The 19,929-nt window shown below is 40.9% G+C and carries 21 protein-coding genes; 20 read left to right on the forward strand and 1 reads right to left on the reverse strand.

Going from position 1 to position 19,929, the window contains the following annotated elements:
* From ACLOR3_RS03345 to ACLOR3_RS03440, 20 genes are all read left to right on the forward strand, one after another.
* The coding region (locus tag ACLOR3_RS03345) for an alpha amylase N-terminal ig-like domain-containing protein (RefSeq protein ID WP_412037000.1) at positions 1 to 1,568 on the forward strand (1,568 nt) is incomplete at its 5' end.
* Between the two features lie 84 nt (positions 1,569 to 1,652).
* The gene (locus ACLOR3_RS03350; protein ID WP_195323849.1) at positions 1,653 to 2,192 is read left to right on the forward strand and encodes an RDD family protein; all 540 of its coding nucleotides are present in this window, start codon (positions 1,653 to 1,655) and stop codon (positions 2,190 to 2,192) included.
* Between the two features lie 134 nt (positions 2,193 to 2,326).
* The gene (locus ACLOR3_RS03355; RefSeq protein ID WP_229046109.1) at positions 2,327 to 2,944 is read left to right on the forward strand and encodes an Ltp family lipoprotein; all 618 of its coding nucleotides are present in this window, start codon (positions 2,327 to 2,329) and stop codon (positions 2,942 to 2,944) included.
* A 324-nt stretch (positions 2,945 to 3,268) separates the two neighbouring features.
* A complete protein-coding gene (locus ACLOR3_RS03360) occupies positions 3,269 to 3,580 on the forward strand; it encodes a hypothetical protein (RefSeq protein ID WP_006597213.1) in 312 nt (103 codons plus the stop codon).
* A gap of 152 nt (positions 3,581 to 3,732) precedes the next feature.
* Positions 3,733 to 4,455, forward strand: coding sequence for an Ltp family lipoprotein (locus tag ACLOR3_RS03365; protein ID WP_229046111.1), 723 nt, complete (start codon positions 3,733 to 3,735; stop codon positions 4,453 to 4,455).
* Positions 4,456 to 4,684: 229 nt separating this feature from the next.
* Positions 4,685 to 5,572, forward strand: coding sequence for a DUF4300 family protein (locus ACLOR3_RS03370; protein ID WP_195213804.1), 888 nt, complete (start codon positions 4,685 to 4,687; stop codon positions 5,570 to 5,572).
* Between the two features lie 53 nt (positions 5,573 to 5,625).
* Positions 5,626 to 5,817, forward strand: coding sequence for a hypothetical protein (locus ACLOR3_RS03375; RefSeq protein WP_195213805.1), 192 nt, complete (start codon positions 5,626 to 5,628; stop codon positions 5,815 to 5,817).
* 53 nt (positions 5,818 to 5,870) lie between these two features.
* Positions 5,871 to 6,260 carry a hypothetical protein gene (locus ACLOR3_RS03380; protein WP_195213806.1) on the forward strand — a complete coding sequence of 130 codons (390 nt, stop codon included), beginning with the start codon at positions 5,871 to 5,873 and terminating at the stop codon, positions 6,258 to 6,260.
* A gap of 67 nt (positions 6,261 to 6,327) precedes the next feature.
* Positions 6,328 to 7,179, forward strand: a complete 852-nt coding sequence (locus ACLOR3_RS03385) for a CbrC family protein (protein WP_195213807.1) — start codon at positions 6,328 to 6,330, stop codon at positions 7,177 to 7,179.
* Positions 7,180 to 7,240: 61 nt separating this feature from the next.
* Positions 7,241 to 7,996, forward strand: a complete 756-nt coding sequence (locus tag ACLOR3_RS03390; protein WP_195323851.1) for a CPBP family intramembrane glutamic endopeptidase — start codon at positions 7,241 to 7,243, stop codon at positions 7,994 to 7,996.
* Positions 7,993 to 8,748, forward strand: a complete 756-nt coding sequence (locus ACLOR3_RS03395) for a CPBP family intramembrane glutamic endopeptidase (RefSeq protein ID WP_195323852.1) — start codon at positions 7,993 to 7,995, stop codon at positions 8,746 to 8,748. The genes ACLOR3_RS03390 and ACLOR3_RS03395 overlap by 4 nt, the downstream gene beginning before the upstream one ends.
* Before the next feature lie 207 nt (positions 8,749 to 8,955).
* The gene (locus tag ACLOR3_RS03400; protein ID WP_195327081.1) at positions 8,956 to 9,627 is read left to right on the forward strand and encodes an ankyrin repeat domain-containing protein; all 672 of its coding nucleotides are present in this window, start codon (positions 8,956 to 8,958) and stop codon (positions 9,625 to 9,627) included.
* Between the two features lie 135 nt (positions 9,628 to 9,762).
* Positions 9,763 to 11,199 (forward strand): helix-turn-helix domain-containing protein, encoded by a 1,437-nt coding sequence (locus tag ACLOR3_RS03405; protein ID WP_411400399.1) that lies wholly within the window; start codon positions 9,763 to 9,765, stop codon positions 11,197 to 11,199.
* Positions 11,200 to 11,512: 313 nt separating this feature from the next.
* Positions 11,513 to 13,021 (forward strand): glycerol kinase GlpK, encoded by a 1,509-nt coding sequence (gene glpK / locus ACLOR3_RS03410; RefSeq protein ID WP_195323855.1) that lies wholly within the window; start codon positions 11,513 to 11,515, stop codon positions 13,019 to 13,021.
* Positions 13,022 to 13,054: 33 nt separating this feature from the next.
* Positions 13,055 to 14,881, forward strand: coding sequence for a type 1 glycerol-3-phosphate oxidase (gene glpO, locus ACLOR3_RS03415; protein WP_411400398.1), 1,827 nt, complete (start codon positions 13,055 to 13,057; stop codon positions 14,879 to 14,881).
* A gap of 69 nt (positions 14,882 to 14,950) precedes the next feature.
* Positions 14,951 to 15,652, forward strand: a complete 702-nt coding sequence (locus ACLOR3_RS03420) for an MIP/aquaporin family protein (protein ID WP_411400397.1) — start codon at positions 14,951 to 14,953, stop codon at positions 15,650 to 15,652.
* 512 nt (positions 15,653 to 16,164) lie between these two features.
* Positions 16,165 to 16,929 (forward strand): (S)-acetoin forming diacetyl reductase, encoded by a 765-nt coding sequence (locus ACLOR3_RS03425; protein WP_009730834.1) that lies wholly within the window; start codon positions 16,165 to 16,167, stop codon positions 16,927 to 16,929.
* A 176-nt stretch (positions 16,930 to 17,105) separates the two neighbouring features.
* Positions 17,106 to 17,708: a hypothetical protein gene (locus ACLOR3_RS03430; protein ID WP_411400396.1), complete on the forward strand. Its 603-nt coding sequence runs from the start codon at positions 17,106 to 17,108 to the stop codon at positions 17,706 to 17,708.
* Positions 17,709 to 17,817: 109 nt separating this feature from the next.
* Positions 17,818 to 18,453 (forward strand): copper homeostasis protein CutC, encoded by a 636-nt coding sequence (locus tag ACLOR3_RS03435; protein ID WP_125329352.1) that lies wholly within the window; start codon positions 17,818 to 17,820, stop codon positions 18,451 to 18,453.
* A gap of 76 nt (positions 18,454 to 18,529) precedes the next feature.
* Positions 18,530 to 19,189, forward strand: coding sequence for an MmcQ/YjbR family DNA-binding protein (locus ACLOR3_RS03440; RefSeq protein ID WP_048691082.1), 660 nt, complete (start codon positions 18,530 to 18,532; stop codon positions 19,187 to 19,189).
* 92 nt (positions 19,190 to 19,281) lie between these two features.
* Here ACLOR3_RS03440 and ACLOR3_RS03445 read toward each other — a convergent pair whose 3' ends face one another.
* Positions 19,282 to 19,929, reverse strand: coding sequence for a hypothetical protein (locus ACLOR3_RS03445; protein WP_412037001.1), 648 nt, complete (start codon positions 19,927 to 19,929; stop codon positions 19,282 to 19,284).

A 19,929-nucleotide genomic window follows, 5' to 3' on the forward strand; every position in this document is an offset into this window, starting at 1 on the left:
TGACGACCGACGACCTCTTTGATTATTGGCAAGTGTCGGTATTTGTTGGCCATGCTCGGATCCAGTATCTCTTTGAATTAGAGGACACAGCGGGAAAGAAGATCTTGTACGGAGACCGGGGTGTGGCAGCCTACACCAAGGAGAATCTGGACTTCGTCATGAATGGCTTTAAGCTTCCTTTTATCCATGAGATTGATGGTTGCGCCGTACCGGATTGGGTAGCTCAGACAGTTTGGTATCAGATTTTTCCTGAGCGCTTTGCCAATGGGAATCAAGCCATTTCCCCAGAAGGCGTCCGCCCTTGGGATGCGTCTATTTCCCCTCAAATCTTGGATTTCTTTGGTGGAGATTTGCAGGGGATCATCGATCACTTGGACTACTTGCAGGAGTTAGGGATTACAGGGCTCTACCTTTGTCCGATTTTTGAATCGCCGAGCAACCACAAATACGATACCATCGATTACTTTAAAATCGATCAACATTTTGGTGATAAAGAGACCTTCCGCCAGCTGGTGAAAGAGGCCCATGCGCGTGGGATGAAGATTATGCTGGATGCCGTCTTCAACCATATCGGCTATGATTCACCCCAATGGCAGGATGTGCTCAAAAACGGAGAAGATTCAGTTTACAAGGACTGGTTTCACATCAAAGAGTTCCCAGTTGAGACGGATAATCTCTGGAACAATCGTGACTTAACCTACCATGCATTTGCCTTTGCGGGCTATATGCCTAAACTCAATACAGCTAATCCAGAGGTTAAGGCCTATCTCTTGAAGGTTGCGACATACTGGATTGAAGAGTTTGATATCGATGCTTGGCGCCTGGATGTGGCCAATGAGATCGACCATCAATTCTGGCGAGATTTCCGTAAGGCGGTCTTGGCCAAGAAGCCAGACCTCTATATCCTCGGGGAAATCTGGCATTCGTCTCAACCTTGGCTTAATGGTGATGAGTTCCATGCGGTGATGAACTATCCTCTCTCTGAGAGTATCAAGGATTATTTCCTGCGTGGGCATAAGGAGACGCAACGCTTCATTTGGGAGATCAATAGCCAGTCTATGTACTACAGGCAACAGATCTCTGAGGTCATGTTCAACCTCTTGGACTCCCATGATACAGAGCGCATCCTGACAACAGCCAAAGGGGATCTCCAGTCCGTCAAGTCTGCCCTCGCCTTCCTCTATCTGCAACGCGGAACGCCATGTATCTATTATGGGACGGAGCTAGCCCTCATCGGCGGACCAGACCCGGATTGCCGGCGTGTCATGCCATGGGAGCGCGTGTCAGAAGACAATGACATGCTGAATTTTATGAAGGACTTGATCCAGCTCCGAAAAGAAGTGGCAGGAATAATCCAACATGGTAAAGTGAGTCTAGAAGAAGTGGAGCCGGATGTGGTGGCAGTAGAATGGCAGCATGAAGGTAACATGCTCAAAGCCTACTTTAACCACTCCAAGAAAGCCTTTGTCATAGAAAGAGGACAAGCTGATCTGATCAGCCATGGGAACATCTCTGGTGAACAATTAACCATCCAACCAAATGGATTTGTTATTTATAGAGAAGATTAGTAAGAAAGAAGCCTGGAATAGAGAGATTGCGGGCTTCTTTTTATAAATAGTATCTTTATTCGCACCCTTATATTATAATAGGAGATGAGAAAGGGGGAGACAGTGATGAAGATATTAGCAATCAATCCTATTTCGTTTAAAAAAAGAATGACAGAATTTCTGTTTGATTATCTTTTCATTCTAGCTTATTTAGTACTTCTGTTTTTAGGTTCGATGCTTATTTACATTATTTTTTTTAATGGCGTCCCAGAGTTTACAGAAATTCAGTCACAGTGGCTTGTATTTTTCACCTCTGTTTTGCCAATCACGCTCCTTTTCACCTTTTTGGATTATGCAAAAAATGGCAGTTTTGGGAAGGCAAAAGCGGGACTTGAACTGGTCTACCAGAAAAAAACAGTGCAGGCAAGCTTGATTAGAAATGTCATCAAATTTTTACCTTGGCAACTCGGTCATATGGGCACGATTCATGGCTTCTATAGTGATTTTGATATGTTATCCATTATCCTTTCTATTTCGGCTACTCTACTCGCAGTTTTGCTACTGGCAATGACGATGTTTCGGAAAGATAAGAGGCATCTAGGAGACTTGCTAGCCCATACGCAAGTCCAACTAAAAGGTGACTAGGATGAAATTTTTGGTTGTCGATAAGAACAAATAACCAAATTAATTAGGCAAAAAAACTAAAGGTATTCATGATGAAAAAATTTTTGATATTTATTTTTGCAATTTTAGTATCCATGGTAGGAGTGATAGCTCTTATGTTAAGTAGTTATTATAGAGCTTATGAGAATGCTCATAATCATTCGAGTTATTCATGGACAAAAGAAACTTATCCTGTAGAAAAATACTCTAATCCAATTGATAAATATAATGATAATTTCGAATTATTATTTAATTTGCTTGTTAAAAAACTTTTTTCTCCAACTTTAGTAGAAAAAGAATTTAAAAGGGCATATGAAACAGCTAAAAATCTGTCAGCGGATTCTCCTATTTCGATGCAGGCTATCAAAGATAAAATAAAGATTTATAATTATTCTGAAGGCGCTAACCAGTACGCTGTATATAAGCTTAATATAGACTGGAAAGAGCAGGCTGTTTTAGCAGCAAAATCACTTCAAAAGTATCGTTATTCAAAAGAAAAGTTAGCTGAGCAACTGATAAATGTTGAACTATTTACTCAAGAAGAGGCTGATTATGCTGTAGAACAAGTAAATTTCGATTGGAAGGAGAATGCTGTGAAAGAAGCGGAATCTTATGTAAGAGGTGGCAAGATTACGAAAGAAAAGATGTTAGAAATACTTGTTGAAAACAAAAAGTTTACTCAAGAGGAAGCCGAGTACGCAATAGAGCATGCTAAAATTGATTGGTCGAATTAAACAATAGTTCTAGTGTTGATCTGAAGAACCTAAAAGAGTCTAATGAATCTAAAATAACTAGGATAGAAAATTAATAAAAAGTGGCATGATGATGATTAAAACACGATTATTATCTATAATCGCTAGTTGAACAGTGATTCTCACTTAAAACAAAAGGAAGGTGTTCTAAAGTAAATCAGAAATTAATATACTTCATAAGATTTAACGACTAAGAGATAGAGTGAGGGATGACTTGCCTTTCCTCTATTTTTCGGCTCCTTTAGTTGTACTTTCCTCTACATAGGTGTATAATGTGGCCTTAGATAAACAAATGAGGAGTTTGCTATGGAATTAAAAGATTTTACAGAAAAAGAACAAGAACAAATCAACCAAGGTTTGAGCACTGCTGAGATTTCGGATAAAGAAGCAGCCAAGAAGTTGCTTGCTCTTGTACCGCAAGAATGGATTAAGCGTATCCCTTTCTTTGTCAGAGGGCATGCGACAACAAAGACGATCGAACGTGTGGCTATGCGTTATCCTGAACTCTATGCTGTGGCCAAGCGCCAAGGAGACCTTCCTGAAAAAGAACGGGAAGAATTGCGAGTCATTATGACGGAAGTCTTTGAAGAAAAGATGAACAAACACAAGATTAAATAATCCTTTATTATTTTTATCTCACAATTGAACGAGTGATTGCGGTTGAAATATTGCAGTCGCTTTTTTATTTACTAGTATAAAGTCTTTTACACTAGTAAATAAAAAAGAAGAATATTTCATGATATAATACTAATGAAAGCAGTTCCAGACGGATGAAAGATTCCATTGAAGAAAAACAAGTAAAGGTATTCATTATGAAAAAATTTTTGATATTTATTTTTGCGATGTTTGGATTGTTCGTAGGATGGATAGCTATTATGGTATATAGTTATCAAAGAAGTTATAATGAATGGAAAAGTTCACGTTCAGGATCAAGAGTAACTTATCCAGTTGAAAAATACTCTACTTCAAGTTCTAGTACCAAGTATTATGATTATGAAAAATACTCTACTTCAAGTTCTAGTACGAAGTATTATGATTATAAAAAATCAAATGAATATACAGATGCATATGTAAAAGCTCTCTTTTTGTCAGAAAAATCTCATTTATCGAAACAGAAAATTGAACAAGATTTAACAAGGTTTGGAAGATATTCAGAGGATGCTACCCAGTACGCTATCAATAAGCTTAATATTGACTGGAAAGAGCAAGCACTTTTAAGAGCAAAATATTATCAAGAGTTTCATTATTCAAAAGAAAAATTAGTTGAGCAACTTATAAATGTTGAACTATTTACTCAAGAAGAGGCTGATTATGCTGTAGAACATGTTAATTTCGATTGGAAGGAGGACGCTATGAAAGAAGCGGAATCTTATGCAAACGGTACCAAGATTTCGAAAGAAAAGATGTTAGAAGTACTTGTTGAAAACAAAAAATTTACTCAAGAGGAAGCCGAGTACGCAATAGAACATGCCAAAATAGATTGGTCGAATTAAACAATAATTTTAATTTTGATTTTTGTAACATATTGAAGAGCTGGATAGTCTGCCAGCTCTTTTTTGCTACTTATAAAGTTTCCTTAATTCGTGAAAAATAGTTGGAGCTAAGTCAGTTTTAAACTATAATATAGGATAAGGAGATTCGATAGGAAGAAGAAATGAATGATGTTACAAAACACGATTCAATGTTACAAAACATCTTAGTATATAGAAAAGGAACCAGTTTATGAAACCATTTAAAAAATTCATGCTCCTTACTAGCTGTGCTTTGGCGATCTTTGCTTTAGCGGCTTGTGGGACCAATCAAAAGCAATCCAAGGAAAAGCAGGAGAGCTCTACTGTTCAGCAGTCCATTTCAGACAAGGAGCACTACAAGGGAACTTACAGCAACCTTAATAGCAAGGAAAGCGTCGAAGAAGTGCGGGCTCTCTTGTCTGCTTATTTGGATCAGGAAAGTGTAGACAAGTTTCTGGGTCTAGTAACGGACTATGATAGCATTGTCGGCTCGGTCGGTTTGACGGGTAACTTCAGCAAGTTCAAGAAAACAGACTACAATGTAGAAAAAATTAGTGACTTGTGGACCAAGCAGAAGGGCGATTTCGTCGGGACCAACTGCCGGATCAATAGCTATACCTTGCTAAAGAATCGTATCGAGATTCCTAAGATGAAAGCGGATAGTGAACTCTTGTTCGTGGATAATGATGCTATTGACAAAGGCAAGGTCTTCGATGAGGCAGACAAGGAAGCCTTTAACATTCTCTATTCACGGGTTCCGACTGAGGCGACAACAGATGTCAAGGTCCATGCCAAGAAGATGGAAGAGTATTTTGCCAATTTCAAGTTCAATGAAAATGCGCGCATGCTTTCTGTCATCGTTCATGATAACCTAGATGGCAACACGCTTTTTGTCGGGCACGTCGGTGTCTTGGTGCCTGCTAAGGACGGCTATCTCTTTGTCGAAAAGCTAACCTTTGAAGAGCCCTACCAAGCCATTAAGTTTGCAACCAAAGAAGATGTCTACAAATACTTGGAGACCAAATACCAAGATTACACGGGTGAAGGTCTGGCTAAGCCCTTTATCATGGACAATGAAAAATGGGTTGAAACCAAATAGAATTTCAAGCTAGTTAAGTTTGATGGAATTCCAGCTAAGGAAAGGAGCTAAAGATGAATAAAAAACGGAGCTTCTTTGCTCTAGCCCTTATTCTTATCGGTTTTCTATTAGTAGAATCAAGTATGTATGTCCTACCCTTTATTGAAGGATTAAAAGATTTAGAACTAGTTGCTTTCGGATTTGGAATTCTTCTCTTAGTGGGTATCATCATCTTATTAACCAAGACTAAAAAGCATACTGATTAAGGCCAAGTCAACAATTTTACTGTGTATTTAGAATTTATGGAGGGAGAAATGGAATGGCAAATTTGGGATCAGGACCAGTATTGTTAAGTGTTGGTTTTATTGGCTTCTTCAGCATTACGTTATTCGTTCGTCGCTGGTTGGCTAGCCGACGTAGTGGTGGTCCCTTCTTTGCGCCCTTCCATATTAACCATGGCATCTTCTACATTCATGTGCCTTTGTGTTTCTGCCGTCGTATGATCCCATTGAAAGAGATGAAGCAGATAACCTACTTATTGCTCCGTGGTCGCGCTGGTGGTGGGAGTCGCTATGCTTTCTATATCGAACTCAGAAATGGAAAGACCATTCCCTTCTTTTTCGGTAAAAGCAAGCGGAATGAACTGTTGGTTGAAAAACTCAAGCAAAATGCTGGTAAGTATGGGTTTAAAGTACATTTTCAACGCTAGAATACAATCACCTGAAGGAAACAAAACTAGGATTTGATTCTCTGTAAAAACGAAAGTGAGCAATTCTATGAACGATTCTATGAAAGAATATATCTACTTAAAAAAGCAGTTCCAAGCGCAAGATAAGGATTCATCCAGCGTGCTGGCTCTCTATGAATTTGCAGATTGGCTGACCGTACAGGAAACTCCAGAAGCTAAGCAGGTCTTGGTGGATGTGTATCAGGAGTTGGGCTTGTATGCCAGTGCCTATGCTCTCTTCTCAGAGTTAGTAGACAAGTCTGATCGCAAGCAAGTAAAGAAACTTTTCACCTTAGAAAAGATGAGTCTAAGTCATGGAGATCGCTTTGCTCTCTCTCGTCCCTTGACCGAAAAAGAAAAAAAGCCTCATAAGGAGAAAGTCAGTGAATTGCCAACCTTCCGCTATCATCCGGATCCACTAGCGACGGGTTCCTTTAAGGAAGGGGAGCCTAAGACCTGCCCTTCGTGTGGGGAAGACCACACCGTCTATTATGCTTTGAGACCTTATTGTGTAGAAGAGCTAAGACATCTCTGTCCAACTTGTATTTCTACTGGTCGTGCTGCCCAAAAGTTTGAAGCAGAGTTTATCCAAGATGCTGATTGGCAAGGGGTCATGAATAAGGAAAAAGACCAAATCCTCTTCTGTCAAACTCCAGGTTATAGTAGCTGGCAGGGCGAATATTGGCTCTCCTGTTGCCAAGACTACTGTGCCTATATGGGGACAGTTGGCACTCGTGAACTGGAAGAGATGGGCATTGCAGAGCGAGTTTTGGAAGAATATGAGGAGCGTGATGAATTTCAGGATGTGGCTGAATACTTAGTCAAGGATGGTTCTATGTGTGGCTATCTCTTTCGATGTCTCCATTGTGAACAATACCATCTTTGGGTCGATGCGGATTAGTAGGATGCTCCAAATCTAATAGAGTCATGAACTAGATGAAAGAATAGAAAAGGAATCACGAATGAGTAGAAAGCAAGCCCTATCTATGTATTTGTTAGGAACCTTTGGTCAAGTATTAGGAGTCAGCCTTCTGGTTTGGTTTTTAAGAGTAGGAGGAGTCAAGGTTGATTTTACATCACCAATGGGGAGCATTGCTGTTATTGTAGGTGGTTTGTCATCAGCTTTGTGGGGCAGTATTGCAAGCATTAGTTACCATCAATCTAGTTTTAAACAACTTCTCAAAGATTTTTTTCAAGTCAAAGACAGTTTAGCAAATTATTGTTTGGTGCTTGTTTTCTTGCTACTCGACTTTTTCCCCTTTATCTTAGGTGGTAAGATTACCACTCAATCGTTGGTCTTGCCAGTGGTGCTCTTTTTCAAGGCCCTTCTTTTTGGTGGGATTGAAGAAATTGGCTGGCGTTATTTCTTTCAACCAACTTTGGAGGAAAGAATACCTTATCTTTCAGCTACTTTTATCACCTTTTTAGCCTGGTCTAGCTGGCATCTTTTTTACTTTTACATTGATGGTTCTTTAGCTGTCATTCAGTTGCTTCCGTTTCTAGTAGGTCTGCTAACTAATTGCTTTATCTTATCGGCCTTGTATCATAAAACGAAAAATTTATGGCTCTGTGTCATGACTCATGCCTGTATCAATTCCTTGTCTCAGATGATAGTGAATGAAGAGGTATGGCTATCTCTAGTCAGTAAAATTCTTATTATTTGTTTAGCAATTATGATTGCAAGAAAGAAGTATATAACTGTAAAGGAGGAAAAATGAGCAAATTTATTTCAAAACAATCAGTCGCTATCTGGTATGCACTGACTGCCCTCCTTGCTACTTTTATAGTGGGGCAAGTTATCCTTTGGTTTTTCCCGGATGGAAGTAGTATGGGTGCCTCACTACTGTTTATCCTAATGAACTTGATTCCCATGATTGTGGCGGCTGTCTTTTCTCTGGTGTTGAGTGAAGTCAACTCCTTGGGTGAATTTTTCAAAAAGGTCTTTCTTCAAAAAGAAAGTTCCCTATCTTGGATCCTAGCTTTCTTCATCCCCGTCATCTATTATGGGATCTCCATCCTGCTTATGAACGTTCGCTTTACTGGGAACTCCCTCTTGGCCTTCTTCCTATACTTCCCTTGGACCTTATTATATGGCGGTCTAGAAGAAGTCGGTTGGCGTTGGTTTTTACAAGATCATCTTTCCTTTAGTAAGCACTTTATACCTAAAATGATGCTTCTTTCCATTGTCTGGTTCCTCTGGCATATTCCTATCTATCAACTCCCTTGGATTACAGCAGGTTCGTCCAACTACCTCATCTTTTACCTGATGATTTTAGGGAATACTTTCCTATTTGGAGCGCTCAAGGAGTACTCGAAAGGAGCTGTTCCTTGTATCCTTGCCCATATGCTGATTGATAGTCTAGCTGTCCTCATGCTGGTACAGAGCTCTCTTCCTCAGATTATCCTTCTAGTTATTTTCGAAATTCTAGTATCCTCTTGGCTAGTGGCTATTCGAAAATCAGAGAAATAGAGTTGTACCTCTCATCTAATTTCGGTGGGAGGTTTTCTTTTTTATCAGATGATAAAATAAAACTTTTTAGCTAATAACGTATTCCATCATATAGTACTTCATAGAGGAGTCTGTAAAATGATATAATTAGTTTAACGAAGAACTTAGAGATAGGATCATCGTATTAACACAGTCTGATCCTTATCAATCATTCAAGGGGGAAAGACCATGCAAAAAACTTTTCAGTTGTTGCGAAGAGGAGATCTAGAGGCCGTCCGTCAGATATTGGATAAAAATCCAGAAGAAGTCAATGCTGTTTCGGGTGACAAACCCAAAAGAGATCAAGGGCAATCCCTTCTTCAAGTCGCTATCAAATCGGGACATCTAGATATTGCAGACTTACTCATTGATAGAGGGGCAGATCTTAACTTTATTGAAGAGCCGACAGAGCTGAATCCATTTTGTCAACCGGTCATCCAAACAGCCGGTGGAAGAGCTGTATTTGACTGCAGGCGCATGATCAAACGTTGGAAAGGCCAATATGAAATGCATTCGTCTAAGGAAAAGGCGGACCAGTCTTTCAAGGTTTTCGAGAAAATGTTGGAACTTGGGGCAGATATCTCTCAGAAGAATAGTCATGGGGGAACCTTATTACAAACTATCTTAATAGAAACCAAAGAAGTTCTGCCATCTTATTCTTGGAAAACAAAAGAAACAAGAGATAATGTCCTCATCACGGAGGAATTACGTCATGATTTAAATCGTATTTATAATCTCCTGATTCGTTACGGTGTGACTTCGGACGAAATTTCTGCCTATTATAAGATCCCTCTCAAAGAACTTTACCAGGACAGCCCAACCATGGAATTCTTAAATCGCTTAGATCAGAGCAGATCTTGATAAGCATTTGAACTACTAGTTAAAAGAGCCTTAGGGCTCTTTTTGTTTATTATAATGAGGATAGAAACAGATTGTTTTTTCTTTTGGGCAAATTATGGTACTCTAAAGATAGAATAATGGAAGGGTTTTCTGAAAATGCATTTAGCTGATTTAATGGAAAAAAGTGAGGGTGGACAGTTTTTAATCTTGTCACATCTGCAACAGCATTCCCCAAGTAGTCTGTCAGAAGTGATGGCTGAGACGGAATTTTCCAAAGCAACCTTGAACAAATATCTTGCACTGATTAATGACAAGGCCCAAAAGAATCAGCTGGCCCTTTTCATTGAGGTAGAAGATGAAAATCTTCGCCTTCTTGTAGGTTCGGATACCAAGGGGCGGGACATTCGGCGGGCTTTTTTGGACAATGCTATCAAGTACCAACTATTGATCTATTTACTTTATCATGGCCAATTTCAAGCTCAACAATTAGCTCAGGAGCTCTTGATTAGTGAAGCGACATTAGGGCGTCATATTTCGGGCTTGAATAAATTATTAACTGAGTTTTCATTTTCAATTCAAAATGGGCGCTTGAAAGGACCTGAACATAAAATTCGTTATTTTTATTTTGGCTTGTTACGAAAAGTTTGGGCTAGTGCAGACTGGAAACAAGAACTGAACAGGAAAGAAAGACAAACTGAAATTGCAACCTTAGAGGAGGTGTGTGGTGCCCAGTTGTCTCAAGGCCAACGCTTGGATTTTGTTCTCTGGTCTCACATTACCCAGCAACGACTAAAGGTCAATGCCTGTCAGTTCCGAGAAATTGAACAGAAGATGAAGGGCTATACAGACAACATTTTTTACCAACGCTTGTTTCGTCGAGTAGACCAGCTCTTTTCTGGGAGACACATTGCCCTTAGTCATGATGATGGAGAGATGTTGGTCCACTTTGCTTTCCTTGTTACCCATCGGATCCTCCCGCTTCATACTATGGAGTACATCTTAGGCTTTGGGGGAGAGATTGGGGCTTTGACTACGCAGCTCATTCAAGAGATGAAAACGCAGAAGCTTTTAGGAGAGTATATAGAGGGTCCAGTGACCTATGAATTGAGCCAAATTTGTGGGCAGGTTTATCTTTTTACAGGCTACCTTCTTCAAGACAAGTATAAGTACCAACTTGAAAGCCACAATCCTTATGTCTTTAGTAGTCATGATTATAGAGAAGTAGCAGATACTATCTTCAGCAAACTTCCGATCTTTTGCCAAGGAACAGCTCTGGATAAAAAAATCAAGTGGGAGTGGCTCCAGTTAATGGATTATATCGCAGAAAATAGTGGGAGACAAATTAAGATCGGCTTAGACTTAACAGTGGGCTATTTAGGCTATACACGGATGACAGAAGTCCTCAAGCGCTACTTAGAGTATAATCGTTTTATTACCATTGAAGCCTTTGATCCAGCTTCAGATTACGATTTGATCGTGACCAACAATCCGATTAACCTTACCCAGCGGATTCCTGTCTATTATTTAAAATATGATTTAGATATGATTGATCTAGCCAATATTCGCCAGATGATCTACCAAGAAGAAGGTTAATAAAGATATTCAATGCTTGATGAGACTTTTACGATATTATTGAGCTGAATTAGTAGTAATTAAAAATTTGAGGTTAGGCAGAACAGATTCTAAACGAATTGTTCTGCCTAGCTTTTTTATTAGATTTTTCTAAAAATTTCATTATTTGTAAGTCTAAAAAATCCTTATGAAACAAGGGTTCTGAATCCATCTACTCAACTTTTTTAAAATTCTTAAAAAAATTGATGAACATGAAAGCGGTTTATTTTGTATACTAGACAATGTAAGGAGTACGTCTCCTAAAGAATATTTCTTTTTCCCAGGAGGACAGTTCATGTCACAAGAAAAATACATTATGGCCATTGACCAAGGAACAACAAGTTCAAGAGCCATCATTTTCAATAAAAAAGGAGAAAAAGTAAGCTCTAGCCAAAAAGAGTTCACGCAAATTTTCCCTCAAGCTGGTTGGGTTGAACACAATCCAAATGAAATCTGGAATTCTGTTCAGTCTGTTATCGCTGGTGCCTTTATCGAAAGTGGCATCAAGCCTGGACAAATCGAAGCTATCGGAATTACCAACCAACGCGAAACAACTGTTGTTTGGGATAAGAATACCGGCCTTCCAATCTACAACGCCATTGTCTGGCAGTCTCGCCAAACAGCTCCTTTAGCTGAACAGCTTAAGAGCCAAGGGTATGTCGAAAAATTCCACCAAAAAACAGGTTTGGTCATTGATGCCTACTTCTCAGCAACTAAGATTCGCTGGATCTTGGATCATGTAGAAGGAGCACAAGAACGGGCTGAAAAAGGAGAATTGCTCTTTGGAACCATCGATACTTGGTTGGTTTGGAAGTTGACAGACGGAGCTTCTCACGTAACAGACTATTCAAATGCTGCTCGTACCATGCTCTACAATATTAAAGACCTAAAATGGGATGATGAGATTTTGAAAATCCTCAATATTCCTAAGGCTATGCTTCCAGAAGTGCGTTCCAACTCTGAAATCTATGGAAAAACAGCTCCTTTCCATTTCTACGGTGGAGAAGTGCCTATCTCTGGTATGGCGGGTGACCAACAAGCGGCCCTCTTTGGACAGTTGGCCTTCGAACCAGGTATGGTCAAAAATACTTACGGTACTGGATCTTTCATCATCATGAATACAGGTGAAGAGATGCAGTTATCTGAAAATAACTTGTTAACTACCATTGGATATGGAATCAATGGTAAAGTCTACTACGCTTTGGAAGGTTCCATCTTTATCGCGGGTAGTGCCATTCAATGGCTTCGTGATGGTCTTCGAATGGTGGAAAACTCACCTGAATCTGAACAATATGCGCGTGATTCTCACAACAACGATGAAGTCTATGTGGTACCGGCCTTCACAGGTCTAGGAGCACCATACTGGAATCAAAATGCTCGTGGTTCTGTCTTTGGCTTGACCCGTGGAACAACCAAAGAAGACTTTATCAAGGCGACTCTTCAATCCATCGCTTACCAAGTACGGGATATTATTGATACTATGCAGGTTGATGCCAAGACGGCTATTCAAGTCCTTAAAGTAGACGGTGGAGCAGCTATGAATAACTTCTTGATGCAGTTCCAAGCGGATATTCTCGGTATTGATATCGCTCGTGCCAAAAACTTGGAAACTACAGCTTTGGGTGCTGCCTTCCTTGCTGGGCTTTCAGTCGGCTACTGGAAAGACCTAGATGAATTGAAAGAACTCAATGCAACTGGTGAACTATTTGAGCCTTCTATGAACGAATCTCGTAAAGAACAACTCTACAAGGGATGGAAGAAAGCTGTTAAAGCTACCCAACTCTTTGCAGAAATTGAAGACTAGACAAGACTTCAGTAGGATAGAAAGTGAAGAATTATGGAATTTTCAAAGAAAACTCGTGAATTATCGATTAAGAAAATGCAAGAACGCACCCTGGATCTTTTGATTATCGGGGGTGGGATCACAGGTGCTGGGGTAGCCTTGCAGGCAGCGGCAAGTGGTCTTGAAACTGGTTTGATTGAGATGCAGGACTTTGCGGAAGGGACATCTAGCCGTTCAACAAAATTGGTCCACGGTGGACTTCGTTACCTCAAACAATTTGACGTAGAAGTGGTATCAGATACGGTATCAGAACGTGCAGTAGTTCAACAAATTGCTCCTCATATTCCAAAACCAGATCCAATGCTCTTACCAGTCTATGATGAAGATGGGGCAACTTTTAGCCTCTTCCGTCTCAAGGTAGCCATGGACCTCTATGATCTCTTGGCAGGTGTCAGCAATACACCAGCTGCCAACAAGGTTTTGACCAAGGAAGAAGTTTTGGCTCGTGAGCCTGAGTTGAAACAAGAAGGTCTTGTCGGTGGTGGGGTATATCTAGACTTCCGTAATAACGATGCTCGTTTGGTGATTGAAAATATCAAACGTGCCAACCAAGATGGGGCTCTCATTGCCAATCACGTAAAAGCAGAAGGATTCCTCTTTGATGAATCTGGTAAGATTTCAGGTGTAGTGGCGCGTGATCTCTTGACTGATGAAGTCTTTGAAATCAAGGCTCGTTTGGTGATTAATACAACTGGACCTTGGAGCGATAAGGTGCGTAACCTCTCAAACGATGGAGAGCAGCATTCACAAATGCGTCCAACCAAGGGTGTTCACTTGGTCGTAGATTCTAGCAAGATTAAGGTTTCTCAACCAGTCTACTTCGATACTGGTCTTGGAGACGGTCGGATGGTCTTCGTCTTGCCACGTGAAAACAAAACTTACTTCGGAACGACTGACACGGACTACACTGGTGACTTAGAGCATCCAACAGTAACTCAAGAAGATGTCGACTACTTGTTAGGAATCGTGAATAACCGCTTCCCAGAAGCTCACATCACCATCGATGATATCGAAAGTAGCTGGGCTGGTCTTCGTCCGTTGATCTCAGGAAACAGTGCTTCTGACTACAATGGTGGAAACAACGGCACTATCAGTGATGAGAGCTTTAATACTTTGATTGCAACAGTTGAAGGGTATCTTTCTAAAGAAAAATCGCGTGAAGATGTTGAATCAGCAATCAGCCACTTGGAAGGAAGCACTTCTGAAAAACACTTGGATCCATCTGCTGTCTCTCGTGGATCAAGCCTCGATCGCGATGACAATGGTCTTTTGACCCTTGCTGGTGGGAAGATTACAGACTACCGCAAGATGGCCGAAGGAGCTATGGAGCGTGTCTTGAACATTTTAAAGGTAGAGTTCGACCGCCAGTTCAAATTAATCAACTCTAAGACCTATCCAGTATCAGGTGGAGAAATTAACCCAACGAACGTGGATTCTGAAATCGAAGCCTTTGCTCAACTTGGCGTGTCTCGTGGCTTGGACAGTAAAGAAGCTCACTACCTAGCTAACCTATACGGTTCCAATGCACCTAAGGTCTTCGCCCTTGCTCATAGCGTGGAACAAGCACCTGGATTGAGCCTAGCAGATACCTTATCACTTCACTATGCAATGCGCAATGAATTGGCACTTAGCCCAGTTGACTTCCTTCTTCGTCGGACGAACCACATGCTCTTCATGCGCGATAGCTTAGATGCGATAATCGAACCTGTTTTGGATGAAATGGGACGCTTCTATGAATGGTCAGAAGAAGAAAAAGTTGGCTTCCGCCAAGACTTGCAAGTCGCTTTGGAAAACAATGACTTGGCAGCATTAAAAAATTAAGAAAAACAAAAAGGGGTTGGAAAGGAGAATATCTGACCGGCCCCTCTTTATAATGGAGAAATAAATCATATGAAAGAATTATTTGGTGAATTTTTAGGGACCTTAATCCTGATTCTTTTGGGAAATGGGGTTGTAGCAGGAGTGGTTCTTCCAAAAACAAAAAGCCACAACTCAGGTTGGATCGTCATTACCCTTGGTTGGGGGATTGCAGTTGCAGTGGCAGCCTTTATCTCTGGCAAGTTAAGTCCGGCACATTTGAATCCAGCGGTGACAATTGGGGTTGCTCTTAATGGTGGACTAGCTTGGGCATCTGTGATTCCTTATATCATCGCTCAATTCTCTGGAGCCATGGTTGGGCAAGTCCTTGTCTGGTTACAGTTCAAACCGCATTACCTAGCAGAAGAAAATCCTGGAAATATCCTTGCAACCTTCAGTACAGGTCCAGCTATCAAAGACACTACTTCCAATCTAATCAGTGAAATCCTTGGAACCTTTGTCTTGCTTCTGACTATCTTTGCACTTGGTCTTTATGACCTTCAAGCAGGACTCGGTACTTTTGCCGTTGGTACCTTGATTGTAGGGATTGGTTTGTCTCTCGGTGGAACTACAGGCTACGCTCTCAACCCAGCTCGTGACCTAGGACCTCGTATCATGCACAGCCTCCTTCCTATTCCTAACAAAGGAGATGGCGACTGGGGTTACGCTTGGATCCCAGTAGTAGGGCCAATCATTGGAGCAGTACTAGCAGTAGCAGTCTTTAAAATGTTATAAAAAAAGAAAGAACCTTCATCTGGAGGTTCTTTTTATATACTGCATTAGCTAAAAAGTTCTTTTATAGCGATAGCTTAAAACAAGCTATAAGAAATGTAAAACGCGATAAAGAAAATAATGATGGCAATAATGTATTGAATCGGCTTAGGTAGGTTATTCAATTTATCCATGAATTCTTTCATTGTTTGATCTCCTTATTGTTTGATTCTCTTAGGATTAGTGTAGCATGAAATAATCCCCAAAACAATAGGCAATATGAGTGTTTTTGTTAAGATAAGAAAGCTCTTTCAAAATTATTTAGATCAGTTAACCTATTACTAAATAAAGATAACATAGATTGTAAATTATTTTAGATAATAAGAGGCCAGAGTTTGACACTTATTTCACAAAGGAGTATACTGTTAGCATAGTTTTGGAAGGAACTTATGATAGATTCTCTCAAAACTGACTGTCAACCTTTGCTGTTCTTCTATGAACATTTGCTGGTATCAGGGATACCAAGGAGGAATCATATGTCTAAAGTAGCTATTGTCACAGGTGCAGGTCAAGGAATCGGTTTTGCGATTGCGAAACGATTGGTACAAGATGGCTTCAAGGTCGGAGTATTGGATTACAACGCTGAAACAGCGGAAAAAGCAGTGGCTGAATTGTCAGCTGAAAATGCTTTTGCGGTCGTTGCGGATGTCTCCAAACAAGCAGAAGTGGCTGCAGCTTTCCAAAAAGTTGTGGATCATTTCGGAGACTTAAACGTCGTCGTTAACAACGCTGGTGTTGCACCAACTACACCACTTGATACGATTACAGAAGAACAATTTGAGCGCACTTTTGCCATCAACGTTGGTGGTGTGATTTGGGGTGCTCAAGCTGCTCAAGCCCAATTCAAAGCGCTTGGCCATGGAGGAAAAATCATCAATGCCACCTCACAGGCTGGTGTCGTTGGTAACCCTAACTTGACTGTCTATGGTGGTACTAAATTCGCTGTTCGTGGAATTACGCAAACATTGGCACGTGACTTGGCAGATTCAGGCATCACTGTCAATGCGTATGCACCTGGTATCGTTAAGACTCCAATGATGTTTGACATCGCTCATGAAGTTGGTAAGAACGCTGGTAAAGATGACGAATGGGGTATGCAAACTTTTGCTAAAGATATAACCCTCAAACGTTTGTCAGAACCTGAAGATGTAGCAGCAGCGGTTAGCTTCCTTGCAGGTCCTGATTCAAACTACATCACAGGACAAACCATCATCGTGGATGGTGGGATGCAATTCCATTAAGATAAAACCAGAGGTTGTGACCTTGTCCAGCCTCTTTTCTTATGTGCACCTTATTCCTCTCGTTCGCTTTTTTTGAAAAATTAGGGTAGAATAGAAGTCATATTTTGAAAAAGAATTGATCAAAAGTGATAGAGATGAACTCTCTTCCATCCATCAAAACGAAAAGAGGTGACCATATGTGGAAATGGATCAAACGACTCATCGGACTGACCTTCCTCCTAGTGATTGTCTTAGCAATTTTCTTGATACCGGCAAAAGTTTCGACTCAAGAACAATTTAAAAATGTAACAGTGAATACTTCGCTGGTAGATCTGGCTCAAGAAGGTCTTTCTACAGCAGACGTAACAGCATCTGGCCTCCAAACAGAGCTTCAGCTGAACTCTCCTCAATTGCGCCAAGTCATCAAAGGAATGCTTGGAGAGGTTTCGGATGAAACACTCCTCAATACAGCAGTTGCTATGAATGGAGACTATATCAATGTTCAGGTGCCGATTGAACTAGGACCAGTAGAAACCATGGTGAGCATGGACTATACAGTGAGTGTGACGGATCAACAATTGACCTTAAACCTAGAACGGGCCCGTCTTGGCCATCTCCCAATTCCACGTGCCTTGGTTGCTTCGAAAATTGCTGAAAAAGTTAACCAAGAGGGAACCGGAGCTACCATGACAGGCAATCAAATCCAATTGACCTTGCCGACAAGTGGCTATCAAATCCATTCTGCGAAGGTCGAAAAAGGGAACATGGTTCTACAAATCATCGTTCCAATTTCCTATTAAGCATCAACCATTGGTTTCTGACGAGGCCGATGGTTTTTCTGTTTGACAAAGCCCAGAAAAAAGAGTAAGGTAGAACGAGAAAACGATTTCAGAAACAGGGAGATTTAAAATGCCACTATATGAATTTTGTGCAGAAAACATAACTCTTTTAGAAAAAGCTTTTCAAGCAGAAGCGCGACGAGTAGAACTATGTGATAACTTAGCGGTAGGAGGTACGACTCCTAGCTATGCTGTGATCAAAGAGGCTGTGAGGCTTGCTAAAGAGTATCAGGCCAAGGTTATCGTCATGATTCGTCCACGAGGTGGAGATTTTGTATACTCTGATCAAGAGCTAGACATTATGTTAGAAGATTGGAAAGTTGCCCGTGACCTGGGTGTTGATGGCTTGGCGGTAGGTGTCTTGACTGCTGACAATCAGCTGGATAAAGACGCTATGCTTCGTTTCATCCAAGCTAGCCAAGGATTTGAATTAACCATGCATATGGCATTTGATCAGATTCCTCTAGAAGATCAAGCGTCGACGATCGAGTGGATGAAGGAAGTGGGCGTGACCCGGCTATTAACGCGAGCTGGCAGTCCAGAAACAGACTTAGAACAACGTTTAGCGCGCTACGAAGAGTATGCTAAGTTAGTGGATGGCCAGGTAGAAATCTTGGCAGGTGGCGGTGTCTCCTTGGAGAATCGTCAGCTTTTCCTTGACGTTCCAGGAGTGGATCAGGTCCATGGGACCCGAGTTGTCTTTTAAATCTATATGAGTTGAGGACCATTCTCAACTCATTTTTTGCTTCTTTTTGGTATACTGGAGAAGAAGGAGTAGACCAGTGTTTTTACCGGATTATTTTGAGAAATATAGTATAGATAAAGAAAAAGCCCTGGCTTATGGGTTTTCAGAGCAGGGAGAGGACTATCACTATGAGCAACTAATCCTCGATGGAGACTTCAAGCTCTATGTGACTGTCCAAGGTAAGGAAGTGGATTTTTGGTTAGTGGATCAAGAAACAGGTGACGACTATATGCAGCTCCATATGGACCAGATGGTGGGTCAATATGTGGGGCAAGTCAGAGAAGCCTGTCAGCAGGCCTTAGAAGATATAAGAAAGTCTTGTTTTGCTGTCAAAGATTTTATGTATCCACAGACCAAGCGCTTGGTGGATTGGATCAGTCAGCAGTATGATCGTCCCCTCGAATATCTATGGGACCGCTCACCGGACTCGGGCGTCTTTCGTCATCAAAAGGATCTCAAATGGTTTGGCGTTCTTATGAAGATTGACTGGTCCAAGCTTGATGTGAAACAAGAAGGGAAGATTGAGGTCTTAAATCTTAAACTGGACCAGGTCAGCCAACTCTTAGAAGAGGCTCCTTTCTATCCGGCCTACCATATGAACAAGAAGTACTGGATCAGCATTCCCTTGGATGAACGAGTAGAGGATGATCATCTTTTTGAGCTTGTGGCCAAGAGTTGGGCCTTGACCAAGAAGTAAGGGTTGAACCCAATTAATTTGTGAAAGTGATTAAAACATAAAAAAGAATGTTGAGGGGTCAACATTCTTTTTTAGTAGTGAATTTCCTGGCCTTATTGCTCTTTGGTCAATGAGAAGTGGAAATCTCTGTAATTGCTATAGTTAAACTCTGTATTGATATCTGTTGTAAAGGCTATCGGAGTATAATGACCTTCCTCAAGGATAAATCCTGGTTTGAAGCGGAAATTTGCCACTCCTAATCCAGTAATACCAGGAAGTAGTGCATCTGCGCCATTAAGACCTTCTGACTCCCAGTAATAGACATTACCAGATGCTTGAATAGCTCTTGCAGTATAGGTAGCTGTGCGTGTTGGTTCACTATCATTTTTAAAGCTAACGACAGTTGTAATATCTCCATTGGCTTCAATAGTCATTTTGATGCTATCCGCCTGAGGGCTAGATCCTATCCATGTGCCAACAAGATCTGCAGGAACAGCTGCTTGATCAGTTGAAGATGTATTTTCTGCCTTGTTCGGTTCAGTTGAAGCTGGTGGGTTACTTGCCTGACTTGAAGATTCAGTTCCTACTTTTGCTTGAGAAGAAGAAGCTGTAGCTTTTTTATTCAAGCTAGCTTTTGGCTTTTTCTCAACTTTCGAGCTAGAAGCTTTTACGGATGAGGAAGTTGTTTTATCTTTTGAGCCACACCCTCCCAAAGCAAGTCCAAGTGATGCAGCCACAAGAGAGGCTGCAGTCCAACGAAT

The sequence above is a fragment of the Streptococcus intestinihominis genome (assembly GCF_046824975.1).
In the GTDB taxonomy this organism is placed as follows: Bacteria; Bacillota; Bacilli; order Lactobacillales; family Streptococcaceae; genus Streptococcus.

What these genes read in the sequence shown, in the direction of transcription:
- glpK (WP_195323855.1), top strand. Translation starts at nt 11,513, where the DNA reads ATGTCACAAGAAAAATACATTATGGCCATTGACCAAGGAACAACAAGT.
- ACLOR3_RS03425 (WP_009730834.1), top strand. Translation starts at nt 16,165, where the DNA reads ATGTCTAAAGTAGCTATTGTCACAGGTGCAGGTCAAGGAATCGGTTTT.
- glpO (WP_411400398.1), top strand. Translation starts at nt 13,055, where the DNA reads ATGGAATTTTCAAAGAAAACTCGTGAATTATCGATTAAGAAAATGCAA.
- ACLOR3_RS03420 (WP_411400397.1), top strand. Translation starts at nt 14,951, where the DNA reads ATGAAAGAATTATTTGGTGAATTTTTAGGGACCTTAATCCTGATTCTT.
- ACLOR3_RS03365 (WP_229046111.1), top strand. Translation starts at nt 3,733, where the DNA reads ATGAAAGATTCCATTGAAGAAAAACAAGTAAAGGTATTCATTATGAAA.
- ACLOR3_RS03430 (WP_411400396.1), top strand. Translation starts at nt 17,106, where the DNA reads ATGTGGAAATGGATCAAACGACTCATCGGACTGACCTTCCTCCTAGTG.
- ACLOR3_RS03370 (WP_195213804.1), top strand. Translation starts at nt 4,685, where the DNA reads ATGAAACCATTTAAAAAATTCATGCTCCTTACTAGCTGTGCTTTGGCG.
- ACLOR3_RS03355 (WP_229046109.1), top strand. Translation starts at nt 2,327, where the DNA reads ATGTTAAGTAGTTATTATAGAGCTTATGAGAATGCTCATAATCATTCG.
- ACLOR3_RS03400 (WP_195327081.1), top strand. Translation starts at nt 8,956, where the DNA reads ATGCAAAAAACTTTTCAGTTGTTGCGAAGAGGAGATCTAGAGGCCGTC.
- ACLOR3_RS03375 (WP_195213805.1), top strand. Translation starts at nt 5,626, where the DNA reads ATGAATAAAAAACGGAGCTTCTTTGCTCTAGCCCTTATTCTTATCGGT.
- ACLOR3_RS03395 (WP_195323852.1), top strand. Translation starts at nt 7,993, where the DNA reads ATGAGCAAATTTATTTCAAAACAATCAGTCGCTATCTGGTATGCACTG.
- ACLOR3_RS03405 (WP_411400399.1), top strand. Translation starts at nt 9,763, where the DNA reads ATGCATTTAGCTGATTTAATGGAAAAAAGTGAGGGTGGACAGTTTTTA.
- ACLOR3_RS03380 (WP_195213806.1), top strand. Translation starts at nt 5,871, where the DNA reads ATGGCAAATTTGGGATCAGGACCAGTATTGTTAAGTGTTGGTTTTATT.
- ACLOR3_RS03360 (WP_006597213.1), top strand. Translation starts at nt 3,269, where the DNA reads ATGGAATTAAAAGATTTTACAGAAAAAGAACAAGAACAAATCAACCAA.
- ACLOR3_RS03435 (WP_125329352.1), top strand. Translation starts at nt 17,818, where the DNA reads ATGCCACTATATGAATTTTGTGCAGAAAACATAACTCTTTTAGAAAAA.
- ACLOR3_RS03390 (WP_195323851.1), top strand. Translation starts at nt 7,241, where the DNA reads ATGAGTAGAAAGCAAGCCCTATCTATGTATTTGTTAGGAACCTTTGGT.
- ACLOR3_RS03350 (WP_195323849.1), top strand. Translation starts at nt 1,653, where the DNA reads ATGAGAAAGGGGGAGACAGTGATGAAGATATTAGCAATCAATCCTATT.
- ACLOR3_RS03385 (WP_195213807.1), top strand. Translation starts at nt 6,328, where the DNA reads ATGAACGATTCTATGAAAGAATATATCTACTTAAAAAAGCAGTTCCAA.